This is a genomic window from Mucilaginibacter sabulilitoris (assembly GCF_034262375.1).
In the GTDB taxonomy this organism is placed as follows: Bacteria; Bacteroidota; Bacteroidia; order Sphingobacteriales; family Sphingobacteriaceae; genus Mucilaginibacter; species Mucilaginibacter sabulilitoris.
Genome location: NZ_CP139558.1, coordinates 180,401 through 198,408 on the forward strand (window position 1 = coordinate 180,401; position 18,008 = coordinate 198,408).

15 protein-coding genes are annotated in these 18,008 nt (G+C 43.3%); 10 read left to right on the top strand and 5 right to left on the bottom strand.

The genetic code is table 11. The annotated features are described in order from the left end of the window. Position 1: 1 nt before the first annotated feature. A complete protein-coding gene (locus SNE25_RS00720; protein ID WP_321563172.1) occupies positions 2-685 on the bottom strand; it encodes a hypothetical protein in 684 nt (227 codons plus the stop codon). A 283-nt stretch (positions 686-968) separates the two neighbouring features. On the opposite strand from SNE25_RS00720, the gene SNE25_RS00725 reads away from it, so the two are divergent. After that, complete coding sequence (locus SNE25_RS00725; protein ID WP_321563173.1) at positions 969-1,832, top strand: hypothetical protein; 864 nt, start codon at positions 969-971, stop codon at positions 1,830-1,832. Between the two features lie 158 nt (positions 1,833-1,990). Here the strand turns inward: SNE25_RS00725 and SNE25_RS00730 are convergent, their stop codons facing one another. Together SNE25_RS00730 and SNE25_RS00735 are read right to left on the bottom strand one after the other, a co-directional pair. Next, on the bottom strand, positions 1,991-2,953 hold the full coding sequence (locus SNE25_RS00730) for an AAA family ATPase (protein ID WP_321563174.1): 963 nt from the start codon (positions 2,951-2,953) through the stop codon (positions 1,991-1,993). A 6-nt stretch (positions 2,954-2,959) separates the two neighbouring features. Beyond that, a complete protein-coding gene (locus SNE25_RS00735) occupies positions 2,960-4,438 on the bottom strand; it encodes a peptidylprolyl isomerase (RefSeq protein ID WP_321563175.1) in 1,479 nt (492 codons plus the stop codon). A gap of 181 nt (positions 4,439-4,619) precedes the next feature. On the opposite strand from SNE25_RS00735, the gene SNE25_RS00740 reads away from it, so the two are divergent. The 4 genes from SNE25_RS00740 (at position 4,620) to SNE25_RS00755 (ending at position 6,604) form a co-directional block, all read left to right on the top strand. Continuing rightward, positions 4,620-5,195, top strand: coding sequence for a hypothetical protein (locus SNE25_RS00740; RefSeq protein WP_321563176.1), 576 nt, complete (start codon positions 4,620-4,622; stop codon positions 5,193-5,195). A 55-nt stretch (positions 5,196-5,250) separates the two neighbouring features. Next, on the top strand, positions 5,251-5,835 hold the full coding sequence (locus SNE25_RS00745) for a non-canonical purine NTP diphosphatase (RefSeq protein WP_321563177.1): 585 nt from the start codon (positions 5,251-5,253) through the stop codon (positions 5,833-5,835). A gap of 77 nt (positions 5,836-5,912) precedes the next feature. After that, positions 5,913-6,068, top strand: coding sequence for a hypothetical protein (locus SNE25_RS00750; protein ID WP_321563178.1), 156 nt, complete (start codon positions 5,913-5,915; stop codon positions 6,066-6,068). Between the two features lie 53 nt (positions 6,069-6,121). After that, positions 6,122-6,604 (top strand): hypothetical protein, encoded by a 483-nt coding sequence (locus SNE25_RS00755; protein WP_321563179.1) that lies wholly within the window; start codon positions 6,122-6,124, stop codon positions 6,602-6,604. Between the two features lie 153 nt (positions 6,605-6,757). Here the strand turns inward: SNE25_RS00755 and SNE25_RS00760 are convergent, their stop codons facing one another. After that, positions 6,758-7,900, bottom strand: a complete 1,143-nt coding sequence (locus tag SNE25_RS00760) for a lactonase family protein (RefSeq protein ID WP_321563180.1) — start codon at positions 7,898-7,900, stop codon at positions 6,758-6,760. Between the two features lie 73 nt (positions 7,901-7,973). After that, positions 7,974-9,368 (bottom strand): pseudouridine synthase, encoded by a 1,395-nt coding sequence (locus SNE25_RS00765; RefSeq protein ID WP_321563181.1) that lies wholly within the window; start codon positions 9,366-9,368, stop codon positions 7,974-7,976. A 245-nt stretch (positions 9,369-9,613) separates the two neighbouring features. Between SNE25_RS00765 and SNE25_RS00770 the strand changes: the two genes are divergently transcribed. The 5 genes from SNE25_RS00770 (at position 9,614) to SNE25_RS00790 (ending at position 17,859) form a co-directional block, all read left to right on the top strand. Next, entirely contained in the window at positions 9,614-10,384 is a 771-nt protein-coding gene (locus SNE25_RS00770; protein ID WP_321563182.1) for a lytic transglycosylase domain-containing protein, read from the top strand. Between the two features lie 556 nt (positions 10,385-10,940). Then, positions 10,941-11,942 (top strand): phosphotransferase, encoded by a 1,002-nt coding sequence (locus tag SNE25_RS00775; protein ID WP_321563183.1) that lies wholly within the window; start codon positions 10,941-10,943, stop codon positions 11,940-11,942. Positions 11,943-12,348: 406 nt separating this feature from the next. Continuing rightward, positions 12,349-15,195, top strand: coding sequence for an excinuclease ABC subunit UvrA (gene uvrA / locus SNE25_RS00780; RefSeq protein WP_321566271.1), 2,847 nt, complete (start codon positions 12,349-12,351; stop codon positions 15,193-15,195). Positions 15,196-15,474: 279 nt separating this feature from the next. Beyond that, positions 15,475-17,256 (top strand): DUF885 domain-containing protein, encoded by a 1,782-nt coding sequence (locus tag SNE25_RS00785; RefSeq protein WP_321563184.1) that lies wholly within the window; start codon positions 15,475-15,477, stop codon positions 17,254-17,256. Positions 17,257-17,463: 207 nt separating this feature from the next. Beyond that, positions 17,464-17,859 carry a hypothetical protein gene (locus tag SNE25_RS00790; protein ID WP_321563185.1) on the top strand — a complete coding sequence of 132 codons (396 nt, stop codon included), beginning with the start codon at positions 17,464-17,466 and terminating at the stop codon, positions 17,857-17,859. The last annotated feature ends 149 nt before the right edge of the window (positions 17,860-18,008 follow it).

The window sequence follows — 18,008 nt, forward strand, 5'->3', positions numbered from 1 at the left end:
TTCAGAGTGAATTATAATAGCTAAACAGGTTGGCTAAAGCGGCATCGTTTTTATAATCTATCTTATTGCTTTGCATATAGCGTTTTAACTGGTCGGCCTTGTCACCCAGGGCTGCCAGTATGGTTTTCTGGCCGGGTTTAATCCGGGTGATCTGATTGTCTATAAATAGATAATACACATCCGACAAAACAAACGACCGGGTTGATGTTGCCGAATTAAAAGCCTTTTCGGTACGGATTATTTTTTTGTAATGCTTCAAGAGCTTCACTTTTCCATCGGCAATAACCTGGTAAAAAGAGGCCGGCGTTTGGCCGTCAACCGCGGGGTACCCGCTGTTAAATACGGGCATAAGTATGTTGCTTTCTTCAATGACCGAACTGGTAAAACTAAAGCCCTTTACCTGGTCAACAAAAGCAAACGCAACCGAATCAGTTTTGCTATGAAATAAAAGTTCGTCTTTTATTAAGTCGTATTTAATTGGAAGGGTTGTAGTTTTCCCGTTAACAAAATCAACTTTCCCTTCGGCCCAGTTAGGGATCAGGTATGCACTGCCCTCCACCATCGTGTACGACTGCTCCATATAAGGCTTGCCCTGAACATCGTTCAAAAACTTCACCTGCGCACTCACCTTAAAAGTGGCTGGCACAATAATTGCCAACAAACAGAAGATGTATTTATTCATCATACGGTAATTTTTTATAAATATGCAGATAATGAAATTTTCAATCAAAACATTATCATGTGTATAAAGTTAATTAGTTTTTAATTCACACTTTGACGATAAATAGCGTCTGGTATTGGTTTTTTGCATGATAAACTCTCCACATTTACAATTAAATATAATCATATCCGTTTCTGATAAAATATATATAACCGCAATACCGCAGGCCTACATGCCTACGGCAACGGCTCAATCACATTCCTGACTTAAAATTTATTACTAAATTGCCCCAAAATCTAACATGACCATGAAGAAAATAATATTAGCTGCTACATTTATTGGCTACAGTGTATTTGCCCTGGCGCAAACGAGCCCTGTTCAGGTAAATAAGGTAGTTAGTGCCGAAGAAGCTTTCAATAAATTAGTTGAACGTAAAGGCATAAAAGATGGCTTTTTATCTGTTGCCGACCCCGAAGGGATAGTTTTTAAACCCAATGCGGTTAAAATAACTGACTTTTATAATAACATTGATAAACAAGCCGGCAAACTGAGCTGGCAGCCAAAATTCGGCCGTATTTCGGCTAATGGAGATCTTGCCTTTACCGCAGGGCCCTACATTTACAACAACGGCAAAAACGATGATGATAAAGTATTTGGCGATTATGTTTCCATTTGGCGCGCCGACGTTGAAGGCAAACTGAAGCTGTTAATTGATCTGGGTATACAACACCCTGAGCCGGAGCAGGAAGAAATAACAGATTTTAAAGAACCTAAAGCTACCCGCACAGCACCCAGTAAAGATCCGTTCGCTGCCAAAAGTATTATTGTAAATACCGATAAGATATTTAACCACTCTTTAACCATATCGGCACTGGCCAGTTATAAAGAGTTCTTAAGCCCTGAGGCCCGTTATTATTTTCCGGGTTTTCATCCAATGACCGGCCCTGATGTTATTATGAAGTTTATTAACAATCAGGCCATCACCATCTCTGCCGAAACTACAGACGGTGGTCGCGCTGCCAGTAATGACCTGGCATATACTTACGGCCACGCGCGCATTACAAAAGGCAATGTAGTAAGCAATTATAACTACGTGCGTATATGGGAGCTGGATAAAACAAAAAAATGGGATATTTTGCTGGAAGTTTTCTCGGCAGTTGAAAACGAATAAGGGGGTTATACCCAAAACAAAAGGGAGATGTATTTGATACATCTCCCTTTTTTAATATCAAATGTCATCCTGAACTTGTTTCAGGATCTCTCGGGATGTTTAACCCCCTTGTTGTAAGCTGGGCACGTGGGATGCCGAAACCATGACCTTGTTATTAATTAAAACAGCTGTTCAATAATATCTGCTGCCGACAGACCTTCGGCCTCGGCATGATAGCTCCGCACAATACGGTGGCTTAAAATAGGTTTGGCAATGGCCTGTACGTCTTCAATATCCGGCGAATATTTTCCATTGATAACAGCATGGCATTTAGCGCCTAAAATCAAAAACTGTGAAGCCCTTGGACCCGCTCCCCAAGTTAGCAAACGGTTAATCTGCGGTGTGGCAAACTCGCCGTTGGGACGGGTTTTAGATACCAGCTTTACTGCGTATTCCATCACATGATCCGTAACAGGGATATCTCTGACCAATTGTTGAAAATAAATGATCTGGCTGGCGTTTAATATTTTATTAACATCGGTTTGCAGAGTGCTCGTAGTGTTTTTAACCACCTGCAGTTCTTCCTGAAACGATGGGTAGTTTAACGCAACGCTAAACATAAAGCGGTCAAGTTGGGCTTCGGGCAGCGGGTAAGTGCCTTCCTGTTCAATAGGGTTTTGCGTAGCCAGTACAAAAAATGGCTGAGCAAGTTTATGCGTAATGCCGGCAGCTGTAACCGCTTTTTCCTGCATGGCCTCTAAAAGGGCGGCCTGTGTTTTAGGCGGGGTGCGGTTAATTTCATCGGCCAGTATAATATTTGAGAATACAGGGCCGGGTATGAATTTAAAGTTCCTGTCTTCGCCCAGTATTTCAGACCCAATAATGTCTGATGGCATCAGGTCAGGAGTAAACTGTATCCGTTTAAAATCAAGGTCGAGCACTTGGGCAATAGTTTGCACCAGTAAAGTTTTAGCCAAACCAGGTACCCCCACCAGCAGACAGTGACCATTGCTGAATATAGATACCAGCACAAATTTCACCACCTCATCCTGGCCTATTATAACCTTGCCTATTTCGGAGCGTATTTGCTGATATGCCTGCCTTAAAGCATCAGCAGCCTCCACATCAGAGCGGTGTTGCATATATTATTATGGTTTAACTTGCGCGGTAGCAGTTGGTGTAGTGATCCACTTTTGCAGTATGTCGCAAGTCTGGTACTCCTTGTCAATTTTAATAAATGTTTCTTTTCTGCGTTTATCAAACCACTGGTTTACCGTACGGTTAGTTTTATCTTCAAAGGCATATTCCTTTAATTTTGGAAAATCCTGCTCCAGGTTGGCCTTATGCGCGTTTGTTGCCGATTTGAGGTACAAAATTTTATAGCTCTTTTTACCGGCAGCGTCAGTAAATACATCGGGTTTTGATATGCTGCCTATCTTCATGGTGTCAACAGTAAGCGCAACCCTAGGGTCAAGTTTATCGGTAGGGATATAAGTTGAGCGGTTTTGAACGTTCTCGGCGTTCAGCATCATACCACCGTTATATTTAGTTTCCTTATCGTCCGAATAATAAGCGGCCGCGCTCGAAAAGTCAATTTTTTTGTTTGCCATCATCAGGGTATAAATACTGTCGGCTTTAGTTTTGGCCCTGTCCAAACTGGCCTGGGTTACCACAGGTGCTATCAGTATATGCCGTACATGTACTTGTTCGCCCCGGCGCTCAATCACCTGCAAAAAGTGAAAACCAAAATCGGTTTCAAACACCGGCGATATTTCACCTGCCTTTAGTTTAAAGGCATTGGCCGTAAATTCCTTTACAAAGGTAGTACGGTCGGCAAAGCCCAGGTCACCGCCATCAGGCGCCGAACCGGGATCTTGGGAGTAAAGCCTGGCCAGTGTGCCAAAATCTTCTCCCTTTTTAACCCTTGCCCTCAGCTCTTCAGCCTTTTCCTTATACATTTGCTTTTCTTCCTTGTTCAGTTGCGGTTGAAAAACAATTTCACCTACTTCTACCTCTTTATTAAATGACGGCAGACTGTCTTTCGCTATTTTATCGAAATAGGTTTTAACATCCTGAGGGGTAACATTCAGTTTTTCGGTAATATGCTGCTGCATTTTCTGCGCAATCATTTGCTCTTTAATATCCGGGCGTATCTCGTCTTTATACTGAATAACCGAACGACCTAAAAAGCTTTCCAGTTTTTCCTGCCCGCCTGCTCTTTGGGTCATTTCGCGCATCCTGCGGTCAACGTTGGCATCAACTTCGTCGTCCTTTACATCAATACTATCAATAATAGCCTGCTGGGCCAAAAGCTTTTGGGTTAATAATGATTGCAGTATCTGGCACTTAATTGACGGGTTTGGCTGGTTACCCTCAACCAGGTAACGGGCATATTGTGTTTCAATATCTGATTGTAAAATAGGGCTGTTACCAACAATGGCAGCTATTTTGTCGAGCATTTTTCTTGGGCCGGCAACAACGGCAGAATCAGCTTTCACAGGTGTTTTTCCTGCCGAATCAAGCCTGGCCGCGGTTTTAGCAGCCGCAGTAGTATCGGCCGCGGTTTGTGCCTTTGCAACCGATATGATTAAAATAAAACTTAAAATGACTATCCCTAACTTTCTCATGTAATGCACTTATACTCTAAATAATACGGATCAATAGTCCGTTAAAAAGTCCGAATTTCGGTAAAATTTATTAATTATAGTCGAACAAAAAATGTCAATTAAAATATAACCGCCTATAATTGTGCTAATATGGCTATAAAGCCTGAAACGGTTTAACTACTTTTGGTTAAAATTTGTTAAAGTGAAAGTTGAAAACCCCGTTGCCCTGCGCTTTATATTAGAGGATGAGCTTTATCTTTTAAGTAAGGATAAACCCCTGTACGAGAAAAAAGCTATTACCGAACCCATAATTGCTGAACAAGCCCCTGAAATTCAAACACCACAGGTTGTTGCGCCTGTAATTGAAGAGCAGCAACCTGAAATAAAAACGCAAGCCCTCTCTTTTAATTATCTGGGACAAAATTTAAAAAACTTTTTGATACTGGTTTATTACCCCGAACTGGAATTTATTGCCGACGCGCACTTAACCGCCCTTCAAAATATACTAAAACGCAAGGAGTTTGAACTTAACGATGTAGCCATTGTAAACATAGCCAAACATAATCGGGTAACACTTGACGGCCTCACCGGCTTTTTTAAACCAACCAGACTGTTGCTGTTAGGACAACCGGCCATACCGCAAGGCCTTGCCCAGCTATCATTAAACAGCCCCAAAATTGTAAGCGGCTTTCCTGTCTTGTATAGCTTCAGTTTTGGCGAGATGATGGATAACGTTGATCATAAAAAAGCTTTTTGGGAACAAATGAAAACGTTATAACTGTCTTATCCAAAAAACCATTCGTTTTTTATCTTCAAATCCTTAATCCCTAAAAATGCAGCAATTAGTTTTTGCAACCAATAACCGCCATAAACTCGAAGAAGTAGCCGCCAAGGTTGGCGATAAAATTCAGCTGTTAACACTTAATGATATTGGCTGCACTGATGATATTGAGGAAACAGGTACCACTTTTCATGAAAACGCTTCCATTAAAAGCCATTACATCTTTGAAAAATACAAGCTCAATTGCTTTGGCGACGACAGCGGTTTGGAGATAGATGCGCTAAATGGTGAGCCAGGCGTTTATTCGGCTCGGTATGCAGGCGAGCACGGTAACCATGCGGCAAATATTAGCAAGGTGCTTCAGAATTTAACTGGCGAAACCAATCGTAAAGCCCGTTTCCGTACGGTTATATCATTAATTTGGAACGGCGAAGAGCATTTTTTTGATGGCACGATAGAGGGTACTATCCGCACAGGTACAGCCGGTACTGATGGTTTCGGGTACGACCCGATTTTTGAACCTACCGGTTACCCAATCACTTTTGCCGAAATGAGCATGGAACAAAAAAACAGCATAAGCCACCGGGCAAAGGCTATGGAAAAGCTAATCAGTTTCCTGAGTGCAATTGATGGCTAAACTAAACGAGTAGTTTTACTCTATTTGTGCGTAACATTCTTTTCACGGGCTCGTATAACAGGCATTCACCTACAATCATGAAAGCAGTAATAAATTTGAGCCGCGCCTTATTTTCAAGAAACACTAACCATCGCATTGCCAATAGCCTCACCAAAGTTAAAGAAGCCGACCAGGTAACAGAGAACATTCACAAACGGTTAAAGGAAATTCAAAAGAAACTCAAAAATAAATAAGCGGTAATATTTGGCAGGGTTTATGCTCTTATGCAATTAAAAATACCTCAGTCATGAAAAAGCTATTTCAAACCTCAATCGCAATCCTATCGCTTATTTTTGTATTATCGGCTTGTTCGAGCCAAAAAAATACGGTATCAAGCAATGTATCACGTGGTAAATTTGTTGGTACATGGACATTAAACAACGTAAGTTATGACGGACTGGTTCAAAACGCTGTACAGAATGTGTTTGACCAGGCACCTCCCGAAGCTTTTGTGGGCAGTACATGGAAACTAACCAACAGCGGCAACGGGGTGTATACTTTAGCAAACGGTGCGTCGCAAACAATATTCTGGTCGGTTTATAACGGTGGTACCACCGGCACACAATTCCAGTTTAAAAAATTGTTTGAAGGCGACAAAGCCAAAAACGTTGCCGAAGGTTATCGTTTAGATATAGCCAGCAATGACGGCTCGGCAATGACCCTTAAATCGCCGGTTGCTGTTGGCAACGGAACAGGTTATATCATTTATTCGTTCACTAAAAGCAATTAATTGAGCCGAAGGCGGAAAGCCCAAAGCAATACGCTATTAAAGACAAAGCAATAAAAAAGCTCAAAGTGAAATTCGCTTTGAGCTTTTTTATTGTCTAATATTCTATATGCGTTACCTTTAAAGACTTTTCGCTTTCAGCCTTAAGCTTTCCGCTTAAAGGGCTGGCGCAAATTTTAAGCATACCGGATTCCCAATTTCCAGCTTAAATCCGGTAGGAGTAATTCGGCCGGTTGCGGTATCAATCCGGAATACATATATGCTATCGCTGTTTTGGTTGGCTACTACCATGAACTTGCCAGTTGGGTCAATAGCAAAATCGCGCGGGTTTTTACCAAATGACGACTGGCGCTGAACAAAAGTAAGCTCACCTGTTTGCTGGTTTACTGCATAAGCAATAATTTCATTGGTTTCTAACCGGTTTGATGCATACAGGAAACGGCCATCGGGTGATAAATGAATTGCAGCACCGGCAGTCTGCCCTTTAAAGCCATCAGGCAGTAAGGTGATGGATTGCTTTTGTGTTAGCTTGCCATTGTCATAATCAAAAACAATAACGTTCGACCCCATTTCGGTTACCAGATAAGCGTGTTTTTTATCAAGTGAAAATTCAAGGTGCCTTGGCCCCTCTCCGGGTTTTACACTTACAAACGGAGGTGTAGCAGGTTCAAGAGGCTTATCTTTTGATGGTTTGTAACGCAATATGTTCACCTTATCGGTGCCCAGGTCATTGTACAATAAATACTTTTCATCTGGGCTAAGGATTGACATGTGCGCGTGGGCGGCTTCCTGACGCTCTTTATTTGGGCCATGACCATTATCATGTAGTGTTTGAGAGGCCTTACCTATGGAGCCATCTTTAGCTAAAGGCAATACGGCCACGGTACCGCTGCTGTAATTGGCTACAAAAATATTTTTCTGCGCTTTATCAACAGCTATGTAACAGGGGTTGGCACCTTCTGAAGGCTGCTTGTTAATAAGCACCATTTTGCCGGTTTTAGGCTCAAATGAAAAGGAGCTTACCTCGCCTTTGTCTACTTCATTTACCGCGTAAATAAATTTGTTGTTTTTGCTTAATGTTAAATATGAGGGGTTATCCACGCCATCAATCTGGCTCAGATAAGCCAGGCGGCCGTTTTCGGCATAAAAACGGTAAACGGCTATGCCCTTACTACTGCCTGTTGTATAAGTACCTATTACCAGGTCATAGGTTGAAGGGCCTTTCTTTTTATTTTGCTTGTTTTGCGCATAGGTGAACAAGGGCAATAACAAGACAATGATCAAAACAATTTTTTTCATGTGGGATGAAATTGGTTACAGTGTGCAAGTTAACAAAAGCAACAAAAAACGCCCTGTTTAGCAGGGCGTTTTTTTATTTTATTAAATGCTTTAATTGAATAACCTCTTTTTCGTCCAGATAACGCCATCTGCCGCGTGGCAGGTCCTTTTTAGTAAGGTTGGCGTAAACCACACGGTCAAGCTTTACCACCTCATAACCCAGACTTTCAAATATACGGCGCACAATGCGGTTTTTTCCGCTGTGTATCTGTATACCAACTTCTCTTTTTGAACCACCGGCCACGTATGATACCGAATCAGGCTTAATTAAACCATCCTCCAGTTCAATACCAAAGCCAATTTTGTTCAAATCGCCCTGGGTTAAGCTTTTGCTCAGTTCTACCTGATACAACTTGCTAATATTGCTGCGCGGGTGCGACAGCTTATCGGCCAGCTCACCATCATTTGTCATTAAAAGCAAACCGGTAGTATTCCTGTCTAAACGGCCAATAGGGTAAATGCGTTCTTTGGTTGCTTTTTCAACCAGATGCATTACGGTACGGCGTTCTTGTGGGTCTTCGGTTGTTGTGATATAGTCTTTAGGTTTATTTAATAATACATAAACCATTTTTTCGCGGCGCAGGGTTTCACCGTTGTATTTGATCTCATCTTTAGTAGGATCAATCTTGGCGCCCAGCTCATCAACCACTACACCGTTTACCATCACCACACCGGCAATAATCAGTTCATCGGCTTTACGGCGTGAGCATATACCTGCGTTTGAAATATAACGGTTCAAACGGATCAGCCCATCGTCTTTAGCTTTTGGCTCGGCCGATTTTTTACGGCCGCGTAAGGTTTTCACCGGGGCATTCTCGTCGCGTGTTATTTTATCGTAGGTTGGCTTGCGTTGTGGTGGTCTTTCGCCGCTATATGGTTTGGCAGCACCTTCGCGTTTTTTAAATCCGCCTGCGGCAGGTCTTTCACCAAACCTTTTGTCGGTTGCGCGTTCCGCACCCTGGTCAGCACCGAAGCTCCTTTTGGGCTTATCGCCAAAATTTGATGATGTGCGGGTACGCGGGGATGAATATGGTTTTTTTTCACCTGCAGAGCTTGAACCAAATGATCTTTTTGGCTTTTCATCATCACCTGGGGTTGGCCGGCCTGAGTAAGGCTTGCTGCGTGGTGAAAATGATTTTTTATCACCTGTATCGGATGGGCGGCCTGAATAAGGTTTTGATCTTCCGCCCGATTTTTTATCAGCTGACGATGCTCCGTCCCTAAAACTGCTTTTAGGCTTGTCATCATTAAACCGGTTGCTTTGGAATGTTTTGGGTTCGGGCTTTGTAAATTTCTTCTTCTCTCCGTTTGGAGTGGCTTTGCCTTTAGCCGTTGCAGGTCTTTTGGGTTTATCGTCGCTTCCTGAGCTCCGGCCTGTCGTTCTTTTTGGCTTGTCGTCGCGACTACCTGTTGGTCTCTTAAATACCATATTTTTTTGTTTTGCGCTTTCGCAGCGTGAGGGTCAAAGGTACGCTTTTTTGGGTAAAAATAATCAAAAAAATCAAAAATTTTGCCCGGTTCAAAAACGATGTTTAAACTGTTTTAAAGCCCGATTTTGGCCCAAAAATGAACACTAAAATATTTAGCATTTTGCTAAGTATTTGATAATGTGCCCCATATAACTTACCTTTGCTGCACATTTTACCTAATGTATAGTTAATGATTAAAAAAGAAATGATAAAAAAACACTTACTTACGTGCTCCGTAATGCTGGTGCTGGTTCTCATTTCAAAGCTTAATATTTTCAGCACAACCATAACTGAAAAGGTTGCGAATAATGGAAATATTAGCCATTGGACTTCGAAATTTATTTTTATAAAAAGCAATGCAAATGCATACAGTTTTGCAAACGAAGCTTTACCTGTAAACGATGCAAGGGTTACACGAAAATTGAAAACTTCGCTTAGACAGCATACTTTCAAAACCGTGCAATCAACCATACTGCATCGTAAAGCCGAAAAGTGGTTCCCCGTTATTGAGCCGCTCTTGAGGGCTTATGGTATTCCCGATGATTTTAAGTACATCCCGCTGGTTGAATCGGGCCTTTGTGAAGGTACCTCACCAAAAGGAGCACGTGGTTTATGGCAATTTATGCCCGGTACCGCGCGTACTTACGGACTAAAAGTGGGTCATGGGGTTGACGAACGCAATAACCTGCGTAAATCAACCATAGCGGCCTGCAAGTATATCAAAGAACTATATGGTGAATTTAATAGCTGGACCCTGGCCGCAGCCGCTTACAATAACGGCTCAATTAAGCTGGAAAGGGCTATTAACAAACAAAATGAAGATAATTACTTCCGCATGAGCTTGAACCGTGAAACCGGTTCATACATTTACAAGCTTGTGGCCATGAAGGCAATTATCCAGCAACCTAAGAAGTATGGGTATACCAATTATTATGCGCTTGCCCAGCCTTCACCAACATTGCTGAACTTTAATTAATATTGATTTTTTCAGTATCAATATATTAATTAAAGACACATTACGGAGCACCCCGAAACCGGCTTTCCTGGATGGAAGCCGGCTTTTTTTTGTCTTTATTTCTGCATGCCAAAACTCCGCATTGGCCACTTTTTAAAGTTAAATTTTAACATATTTCGGTAGCAAAAACATTCAAAACCGCTTAAAACTGGCAAAACTTTATTCAAAAATGATTCAGAACCTGCGTATTTAACACTTTTGGGAGCACTCTGTAAGATTTTAAGAAGATATAACCTACCGATATTAAAACAACTATTAAAGAACTATTCAGATTTTGCATTTATTTGGCAGGGTTTATTTACCAAAACAGCCCGGTTTCCTGACGCGAAACCGGGCTGTTGTATATACAAATATACGCAATTTATTGCAATCATCATCTGCCCTAAGTAACTGGCATATATTTTATTAACGTGAATTTTGCTGATAAAGTGCGGCTTAAAAAATATAGTCCCAAAAGCTATCATAAGTAAAAAAGCATAGATAAATTTGGTAATAACCCCCAATTAAACCGCCTTTTATGATACCCCAAAACAAAAAAGCCGCCGTTATTAACGCCCTGCAATCAGCCTTTGGCGTAAGTGAATTTGAAGCTATCCGCGAACTTACCGCCGGGCTTTCAACTGCTCTGGTTTTCCGGATCACTGTTCTCGGGAAAGCGTACCTGCTCCGCATCATTACCCGTACCGATGCCATGGCCGACCCAACCCTCGAATATGCCTGCATGAAAGCCGCTGCCGAAGCCGGCATTGCCCCGCGGGTTTGGTATGCCAATACTGAAGAAAGAATTGCTATTGTCGATTTTATTGACGCAAAACCTCTACCGCTTGATGAGGCTAAACTGAAACTGCCTCAACTGCTCAAAAGCCTGCATGAACTCCCGCCATTCCCCTTCCAGCTCAATTACCTGGATAAAATTGATGAGTTCATCGAAAAATTCAGGGTCGCGCAGTTTATGCCCGATGATATGACGGCCGAGATGTTTGGCATTTATACGAAAATCAAAAGCATTTATCCGCGTAACAGCGATGACCTCGTAGCTTGCCACAACGATCTTAAGCCCGAAAACACGCTGTTTGACGGCGAACGGGTATGGCTGGTTGACTGGGAGGCCGCTTTTTTAAACGACCGCTACCTGGACCTCTCCATCATGGCAAACTTTGTGGTCAGAAACCCGGACGATGAAAAGGATTACCTCACCGCATACTTTGGCCGGGAGGTTAGCGAATACCAGTATGCCCGGTTTTTCCTGATGCGCCAGATACTTCACCTATTTTACTTTATTGTTTTTACGCTAACCGGTCAAACACCCGGCAAGCCAATGGATTTGAATATGCCCGTGCCCGGTTTCAGGGAATTTCACGACCAGATCTGGATCGGCAAAATCAGTTTGGCCAATATGGATGCACGGTTGCAATATGCGATGGTTCACCGTGAGCAATTTCTGCATAACTTACGACTGAAAAGGTTTGATGAGGCTTTGGATTTAATTGCGACTCACACTACTGCGGCTGTCCGGTAGTTTGAAGACTACGTGCATAAGCGGTCGAAGTCAGAGACTTCGAACAGGGAGGGCCTTGAACAATAGAGTCATGCTGAGCTTGTCGAAGCACGGTGGGAGGGCCTCTGCGCGCGTCCTTCGACAGGCTCCAGCATGACAGGCCATCTGCAAAAGTAAATATTATCGCCGCTGTCTGAAGTCTCTGACTTCAGACCACTACGCCTGTAGTTTGCAAAACGGTAACCCGGTAAATATTAACCTTATGCTGACATGCTTTACATAAAATCCACGTCAATTTTCTGTATCTTTGCGTAATTTCTTAGCAAAATGCTTTTAAAGGCACCTATCTCACAAACAATTTAAGTTAAGCTTTTAAAACCGAGCCCGTTTACCCGGGTTTAATAAAATTTGGTACCGATAATACATGATGAACGAAACAACCGTTGACCTGGGCGAACAAAGCGAAGTTGAAGTTTATGGCGCCAGGGTACATAATTTAAAAAACATTGATGTTTCTTTTCCGCGCAACCAATTGGTAGTTATTACCGGTTTGAGCGGCAGCGGTAAATCGTCGCTGGCCTTTGATACTATTTATGCCGAAGGGCAGCGCCGTTATATGGAAACATTTTCGGCCTATTCTCGCCAGTTTATGGGCGGCATGGAACGCCCGGATGTGGATAAGGTATCGGGCCTGAGCCCTGTTATTGCCATTGAGCAAAAAACAACCAGCAAAAACCCGCGCTCAACCGTGGGCACTATTACCGAGATATATGATTTTATGCGCCTGCTTTTTGCCCGTACCGGTGAAGCTTACTCGTACACTACCGGCGAGAAGATGGAGCGCATGAGCGAAGACCAGATACTGAAAACCATTACCGAAAAATTCGACGGGCAGCCGGTTAACATCCTGGCCCCGGTGGTAAAAGCCCGCAAAGGCCATTATCGCGAACTTTTTGAATCTATACGCAAACAAGGCTACTTAAAAGTGTGGATTGACGGCGCCATAACCGACGTTGAACCCAAAATGCAGGTTGACCGTTATAAGATCCACGATATCGACATTGTGGTCGACCGCCTGGTGATAAGCGAAAAGGACAGCAAACGTTTATATACATCGGTACAAACCGCCCTTAAAATAGCCAAGGGAATTATCCGCATTGGCGATAAGGATAACAACGTACATTATTACAGCAAGTACCTGATGGACCCGGTGTCGGGCATATCATATGATGAGCCGCAGCCAAATACCTTTTCCTTTAACTCGCCTTATGGCGCCTGCGAAAAGTGTAATGGTTTGGGTTACATTTTTGAGGTTGATGAAGCTTCGGTTATCCCCAACCCCAAACTGAGTATCATGAACGGGGGCCTTGCCCCAATTGGCGAGTACCGCGAAACCTGGATATTCCAGGTATTGAAAGCGCTGGCCAAAAAATATGAATTCTCGTTGTCAACCCCAATCGAAAAATTAACGCCTGAGCAACGGGATATTATCCTGAATGGATCGCCGGAGATGATCACCGTGGCGGTGGAGTACAACAAATGGAATGTACAAAGCTACCAGATCACTTTTGACGGTATTGTGCGCATGCTGGAAGAGCAGCAGGAGCGCCGCGGCGACGAAGGCATGGATGATATGGAAAACTACCGGGTACTTAAAACCTGCCCGGTTTGCGACGGTGCGCGCCTCAAAAAAGAATCCCTGCATTTTAAGGTTGATAACAAAAACATATTTGAACTGGCCTGTATGGATATCCGTACCCTGCAGGAGTGGTTCACCAACCTGGAAGACCGGCTCACCGAACGCCAGAATGTTATCGCCAAAGAAATATTAAAAGAGATCCGTGCCCGCATTGTTTTCCTGCTTGATGTTGGTTTGAGCTATTTAACGCTTGACCGCACAGCCAAAACCCTTTCGGGTGGCGAGGCACAGCGCATCCGCCTGGCTACGCAAATAGGCTCACAGTTAATGAACGTGATGTATATTCTGGATGAGCCCAGCATAGGCCTGCACCAGCGCGATAACGAGCGTTTAATAACCGCCCTTAAAAACCTGCGCGACCTTGGCAATACCGTACTGGTAGTGGAGCATGATAAGGATATGATACTGGAGGCCGACCATGTAATTGACATGGGGCCGGCAGCAGGCGTTCATGGCGGCGAGGTAGTTGCCGAAGGCACCCCGGCCGAGCTGATGGCCAAACACACCCTGACCACCTCATACATCAACGGCGAACGCTCCATCGCTATCCCCGCAAAAAGGAGAGAGGGCAACGGCAAAACGCTGAGCCTGAAAAAAGCGACAGGCCACAACCTTAAAAAGGTTTCGGTTGATTTTCCGTTAGGCAAACTGATTGGTATTACCGGGGTATCGGGCAGTGGTAAGTCGAGTTTAATTACCGAAACGCTATACCCTATACTCAATCATCATTTTTTCAGGGCTAAGAAACAGCCTTTGCCTTATGACAAAATTGAGGGTCTCGAAAACATTGACAAGGTTATCGAGATAGACCAGACACCTATTGGCCGTACGCCGCGCTCAAACCCGGCTACCTACACCGGGGTATTTTCAGATATCCGTAACCTGTACGTAGCCCTGCCCGAATCGAGGATCAGGGGTTACAAACCGGGTCGTTTCTCGTTCAACGTAAAAGGCGGCCGGTGCGAAACCTGCCAGGGCGCCGGCATGAAGGTGATAGAAATGAACTTTTTGCCCGATGTTCAGGTACCATGCGAAGAATGTGGCGGCCGCAGGTATAACCGCGAAACGCTGGAAGTACGTTACCGCGGCAAATCCATCAGCGATGTGCTCGACATGAGCATTGAAGATGCTACACCATTTTTTGAGCATATCCCATCCATTTATCGCAAGGTAAAAACCTTAAATGATGTTGGCCTGGGCTATATTACGCTGGGCCAGGCGTCAACTACCCTTTCAGGCGGCGAGGCGCAGCGTGTTAAACTGGCAACAGAGTTGTCAAAAAAAGATACCGGTAATACTTTTTATATTTTGGATGAACCTACAACCGGCTTGCATTTTGAAGATATCAACGTATTGCTAGGCGTGCTTTATCAGCTGGTTGATAAAGGCAATACCGTACTGGTTATTGAGCACAACCTTGATGTAATAAAGGTAGTTGACCACGTGATTGATCTTGGCCCCGAAGGCGGATCAGGCGGCGGCAACATACTTTACTTCGGCACACCCGAAGGCCTGTGCAAGGTAAAAAACAGCTTCACCGGCCAGTTCCTGAAAAAGGAAATGGGAATAAAGTAAGCCATTGCTTGACTATCAGCGTCAAGGCACGAAGCCCCCTCTAAATCTCCCCCAAAGGGGGAGACTTTAAAATGTTTTTTAAAGCCCTCTCCTTTGGAGAGGGTTGGGTGAGGCTTCGTGCCTCGCAATGACGCGTTGAAGTTTTAAAAACTTCGTAAGTCTTTCTGCATAATTCCAAACCAACCTTTAGTAATTACCCCCATTGCATAAAGGTGATTCACGCATAGCCGTTTTTCTTAATTTTCGTTTTATTAGCTTTAATTAACTATTACTGAAAAAATGAAAAAAACATTCCTACTCCTTTCCGCTGTAGCTATACTGGCTGCCTGTAATCAAACCAAAACAACCGGTTCTGCCAAAACAGCCAATAAAGAGCTGGCTAAGGTATTTGACAACTACTTTGAAGAATCATTAAAGTTATACCCGCTCAACGCTACTTATATAGGCGATAACCGCTATAATGACCTGTTGCCTGACGACGGCTCGACCGAATTTTTAGACAAAGCCAAGGCTTTTTATACCAACTACCTGGCCCAGGTTAAGCATTTTAACCGCGAAGAACTGAATGAAGACGACCAACTTTCGTACGATATTTTTACCTATGAAGCTCAGCTGGCAATTGATGGCTTTAAAAATCATTTTGAATACATGCCCTTTAACCAGTTTTATGCTTTGCCGCTAACCATAGGTCAACTGGGTTCGGGGTCTGGCGCTCAGCCATTTAAAACCGTCAAGGATTATAATGATTGGCTTAAACGTGTTTCGGCATTTTCTATCTGGGCAGATACCGCCATCAGTAATTTCGACAAAGGCATTAAAGCCGGCGTGGTTTTACCAAAAGCGCTGGTTATAAAAATGATTCCGGAGCTGACGGACCTCGTAGTTACCGATCCCACAAAAAGCCTGTTCTATGGACCAATAACCAATCTGCCTAAAGATTTTTCAGAAGCCGATAAAAAACAGTTGACCGATGCTTATAAAAAAGCCATTACCACTACCATATCGCCCACATACAAAAAACTGGCCGACTACTTAAAAACCCAATACCTGTCTCATGCCCGTACCACATCGGGCTATTCATCACTGCCGGATGGTACCGCCAAGTACGCTTACTTAGTAAAGCAGCAAACCACCACTGATAAAACCGCCGAAGAAATTTACCAGATTGGTTTGAAAGAGGTAAGCCGCATACGTGGTTTAATGGATAGTATAAAAACCAGCGTTGGCTTTAAGGGCGATCTAAAAGCGTTTTTTGAATACATGAAAACCGACCCTAAGTTTACTCCTTACAAAACCCCGAAAGATGTTTTAGATGCTTTTGAAAACATCCATAAGCGCATGGAGCCAAATCTTAAGAAAATGTTTAACCATGTGCCTAAAACCCCGTTCGAGATCAGGCAAACTGAAGCATTCAGGGCAGCATCGGCCAGCGCCGAATACAATGCAGGTTCGGCAGATGGCAGCAGGCCGGGCATATTTTATGTACCAATATTGGATGCCACTAAGTTTAATGTCACCTCGGGAATGGAATCATTATTCCTGCACGAGGCCATACCCGGGCATCACTACCAGATATCGCTTACGCAGGAAAACGCGTCGTTACCAAAGTTCCGCAGGTTTGATGGCAGCGAGAACGCTTATGTTGAAGGTTGGGCTTTATACTGCGAATCGTTGGGAAAAGAACTTGGCTTATACACCGACCCATACCAATATATGGGCGCGCTCGGCGATGAAATACACCGCGCCATCAGGTTGGTGGTTGATGTAGCCATACATACCAAAGGCATGAACCGTGAACAATCCATTAAATACATGATGGATAACGAAGCTATAAGCGAACAAGGCGCTACCGCCGAAATTGAACGCTACATGGCCATCCCGGGCCAGGCGTTAGGTTATAAAATGGGCGCCCTCAAAATACGCGAGCTCCGCAATAAGTACGAAAAACAACTGGGCAGCAAGTTTAACCTTGCCGAATTCCATAACCAGGTCTTGAAAGACGGAGCCATGCCACTGGCCGTTTTCGAAAGCAAAATGGATGCCTGGGCCGCAAAGCAATAAATCATTAAGAGCCTATTTAAAGACTTACGAAGTTTTAAAACTTCGTAAGTCTCTCTTTAAAAAGTTCCGCGCGTCACAATGACGCGTTTTTTATAGTATCTGCCCGGTCATTTCTATTTTTAACTTCACCCTTACTTCACATTGCAACAATACTTTTGCACAAGCACATTTAAAATTTTACCATTTTTGCATCTAAAATTTCAATAAGTGCGGAATAACAACTTAGATACGGTTAAGAAGCTGCAGGTAATTATTTTAGTTACATGCTACTTTTTTATTGCCGTATCGCATATGTTTTTTTTGCCCAGGCTAACGCAGCTGGCAAGTAAAAACAACATGAGCCATAATTCTATTTTTAAAAGGACCGCCGAATACTCGTTAAACCAGGCTAATCATATTAATTTTTTGCAGCGTACCGATAAGTTTATCGTTAATGATAAAAAGTCGGCTATTGACCTGCTCAATATGGTAATCAGCAGTTTTATTTTATTACTGTTCCTGCAACGCATCTGGAAACTCAATCCAAAGCATTTCCTTGCATTCAGGCGCTTGCACCTTAACTATCAATATACTTACCTCTCTTTCTGCACATTTAAAATTTGATACAGTTGCCCGACCGGGCATAAGCAAAACGCTTATTATCAAGTATTCAAATTAATTTATCTGTCATTTACCGGTATCAGTTACATTATTACGGCTTATGGTCACGCATTAACGCGCAGCCAGCAGCTCAATATATCAGGATAACGGTA

Coding starts and splice junctions, on each gene's coding strand:
- SNE25_RS00720 (WP_321563172.1), bottom strand. CDS start 685: ATGATGAATAAATACATCTTCTGTTTGTTGGCAATTATTGTGCCAGCC.
- SNE25_RS00725 (WP_321563173.1), top strand. CDS start 969: ATGAAGAAAATAATATTAGCTGCTACATTTATTGGCTACAGTGTATTT.
- SNE25_RS00730 (WP_321563174.1), bottom strand. CDS start 2,953: ATGCAACACCGCTCTGATGTGGAGGCTGCTGATGCTTTAAGGCAGGCA.
- SNE25_RS00735 (WP_321563175.1), bottom strand. CDS start 4,438: ATGAGAAAGTTAGGGATAGTCATTTTAAGTTTTATTTTAATCATATCG.
- SNE25_RS00745 (WP_321563177.1), top strand. CDS start 5,251: ATGCAGCAATTAGTTTTTGCAACCAATAACCGCCATAAACTCGAAGAA.
- SNE25_RS00750 (WP_321563178.1), top strand. CDS start 5,913: ATGAAAGCAGTAATAAATTTGAGCCGCGCCTTATTTTCAAGAAACACT.
- SNE25_RS00755 (WP_321563179.1), top strand. CDS start 6,122: ATGAAAAAGCTATTTCAAACCTCAATCGCAATCCTATCGCTTATTTTT.
- SNE25_RS00760 (WP_321563180.1), bottom strand. CDS start 7,900: ATGAAAAAAATTGTTTTGATCATTGTCTTGTTATTGCCCTTGTTCACC.
- SNE25_RS00765 (WP_321563181.1), bottom strand. CDS start 9,368: ATGGTATTTAAGAGACCAACAGGTAGTCGCGACGACAAGCCAAAAAGA.
- SNE25_RS00770 (WP_321563182.1), top strand. CDS start 9,614: ATGATAAAAAAACACTTACTTACGTGCTCCGTAATGCTGGTGCTGGTT.
- SNE25_RS00775 (WP_321563183.1), top strand. CDS start 10,941: ATGATACCCCAAAACAAAAAAGCCGCCGTTATTAACGCCCTGCAATCA.
- uvrA (WP_321566271.1), top strand. CDS start 12,349: ATGAACGAAACAACCGTTGACCTGGGCGAACAAAGCGAAGTTGAAGTT.
- SNE25_RS00785 (WP_321563184.1), top strand. CDS start 15,475: ATGAAAAAAACATTCCTACTCCTTTCCGCTGTAGCTATACTGGCTGCC.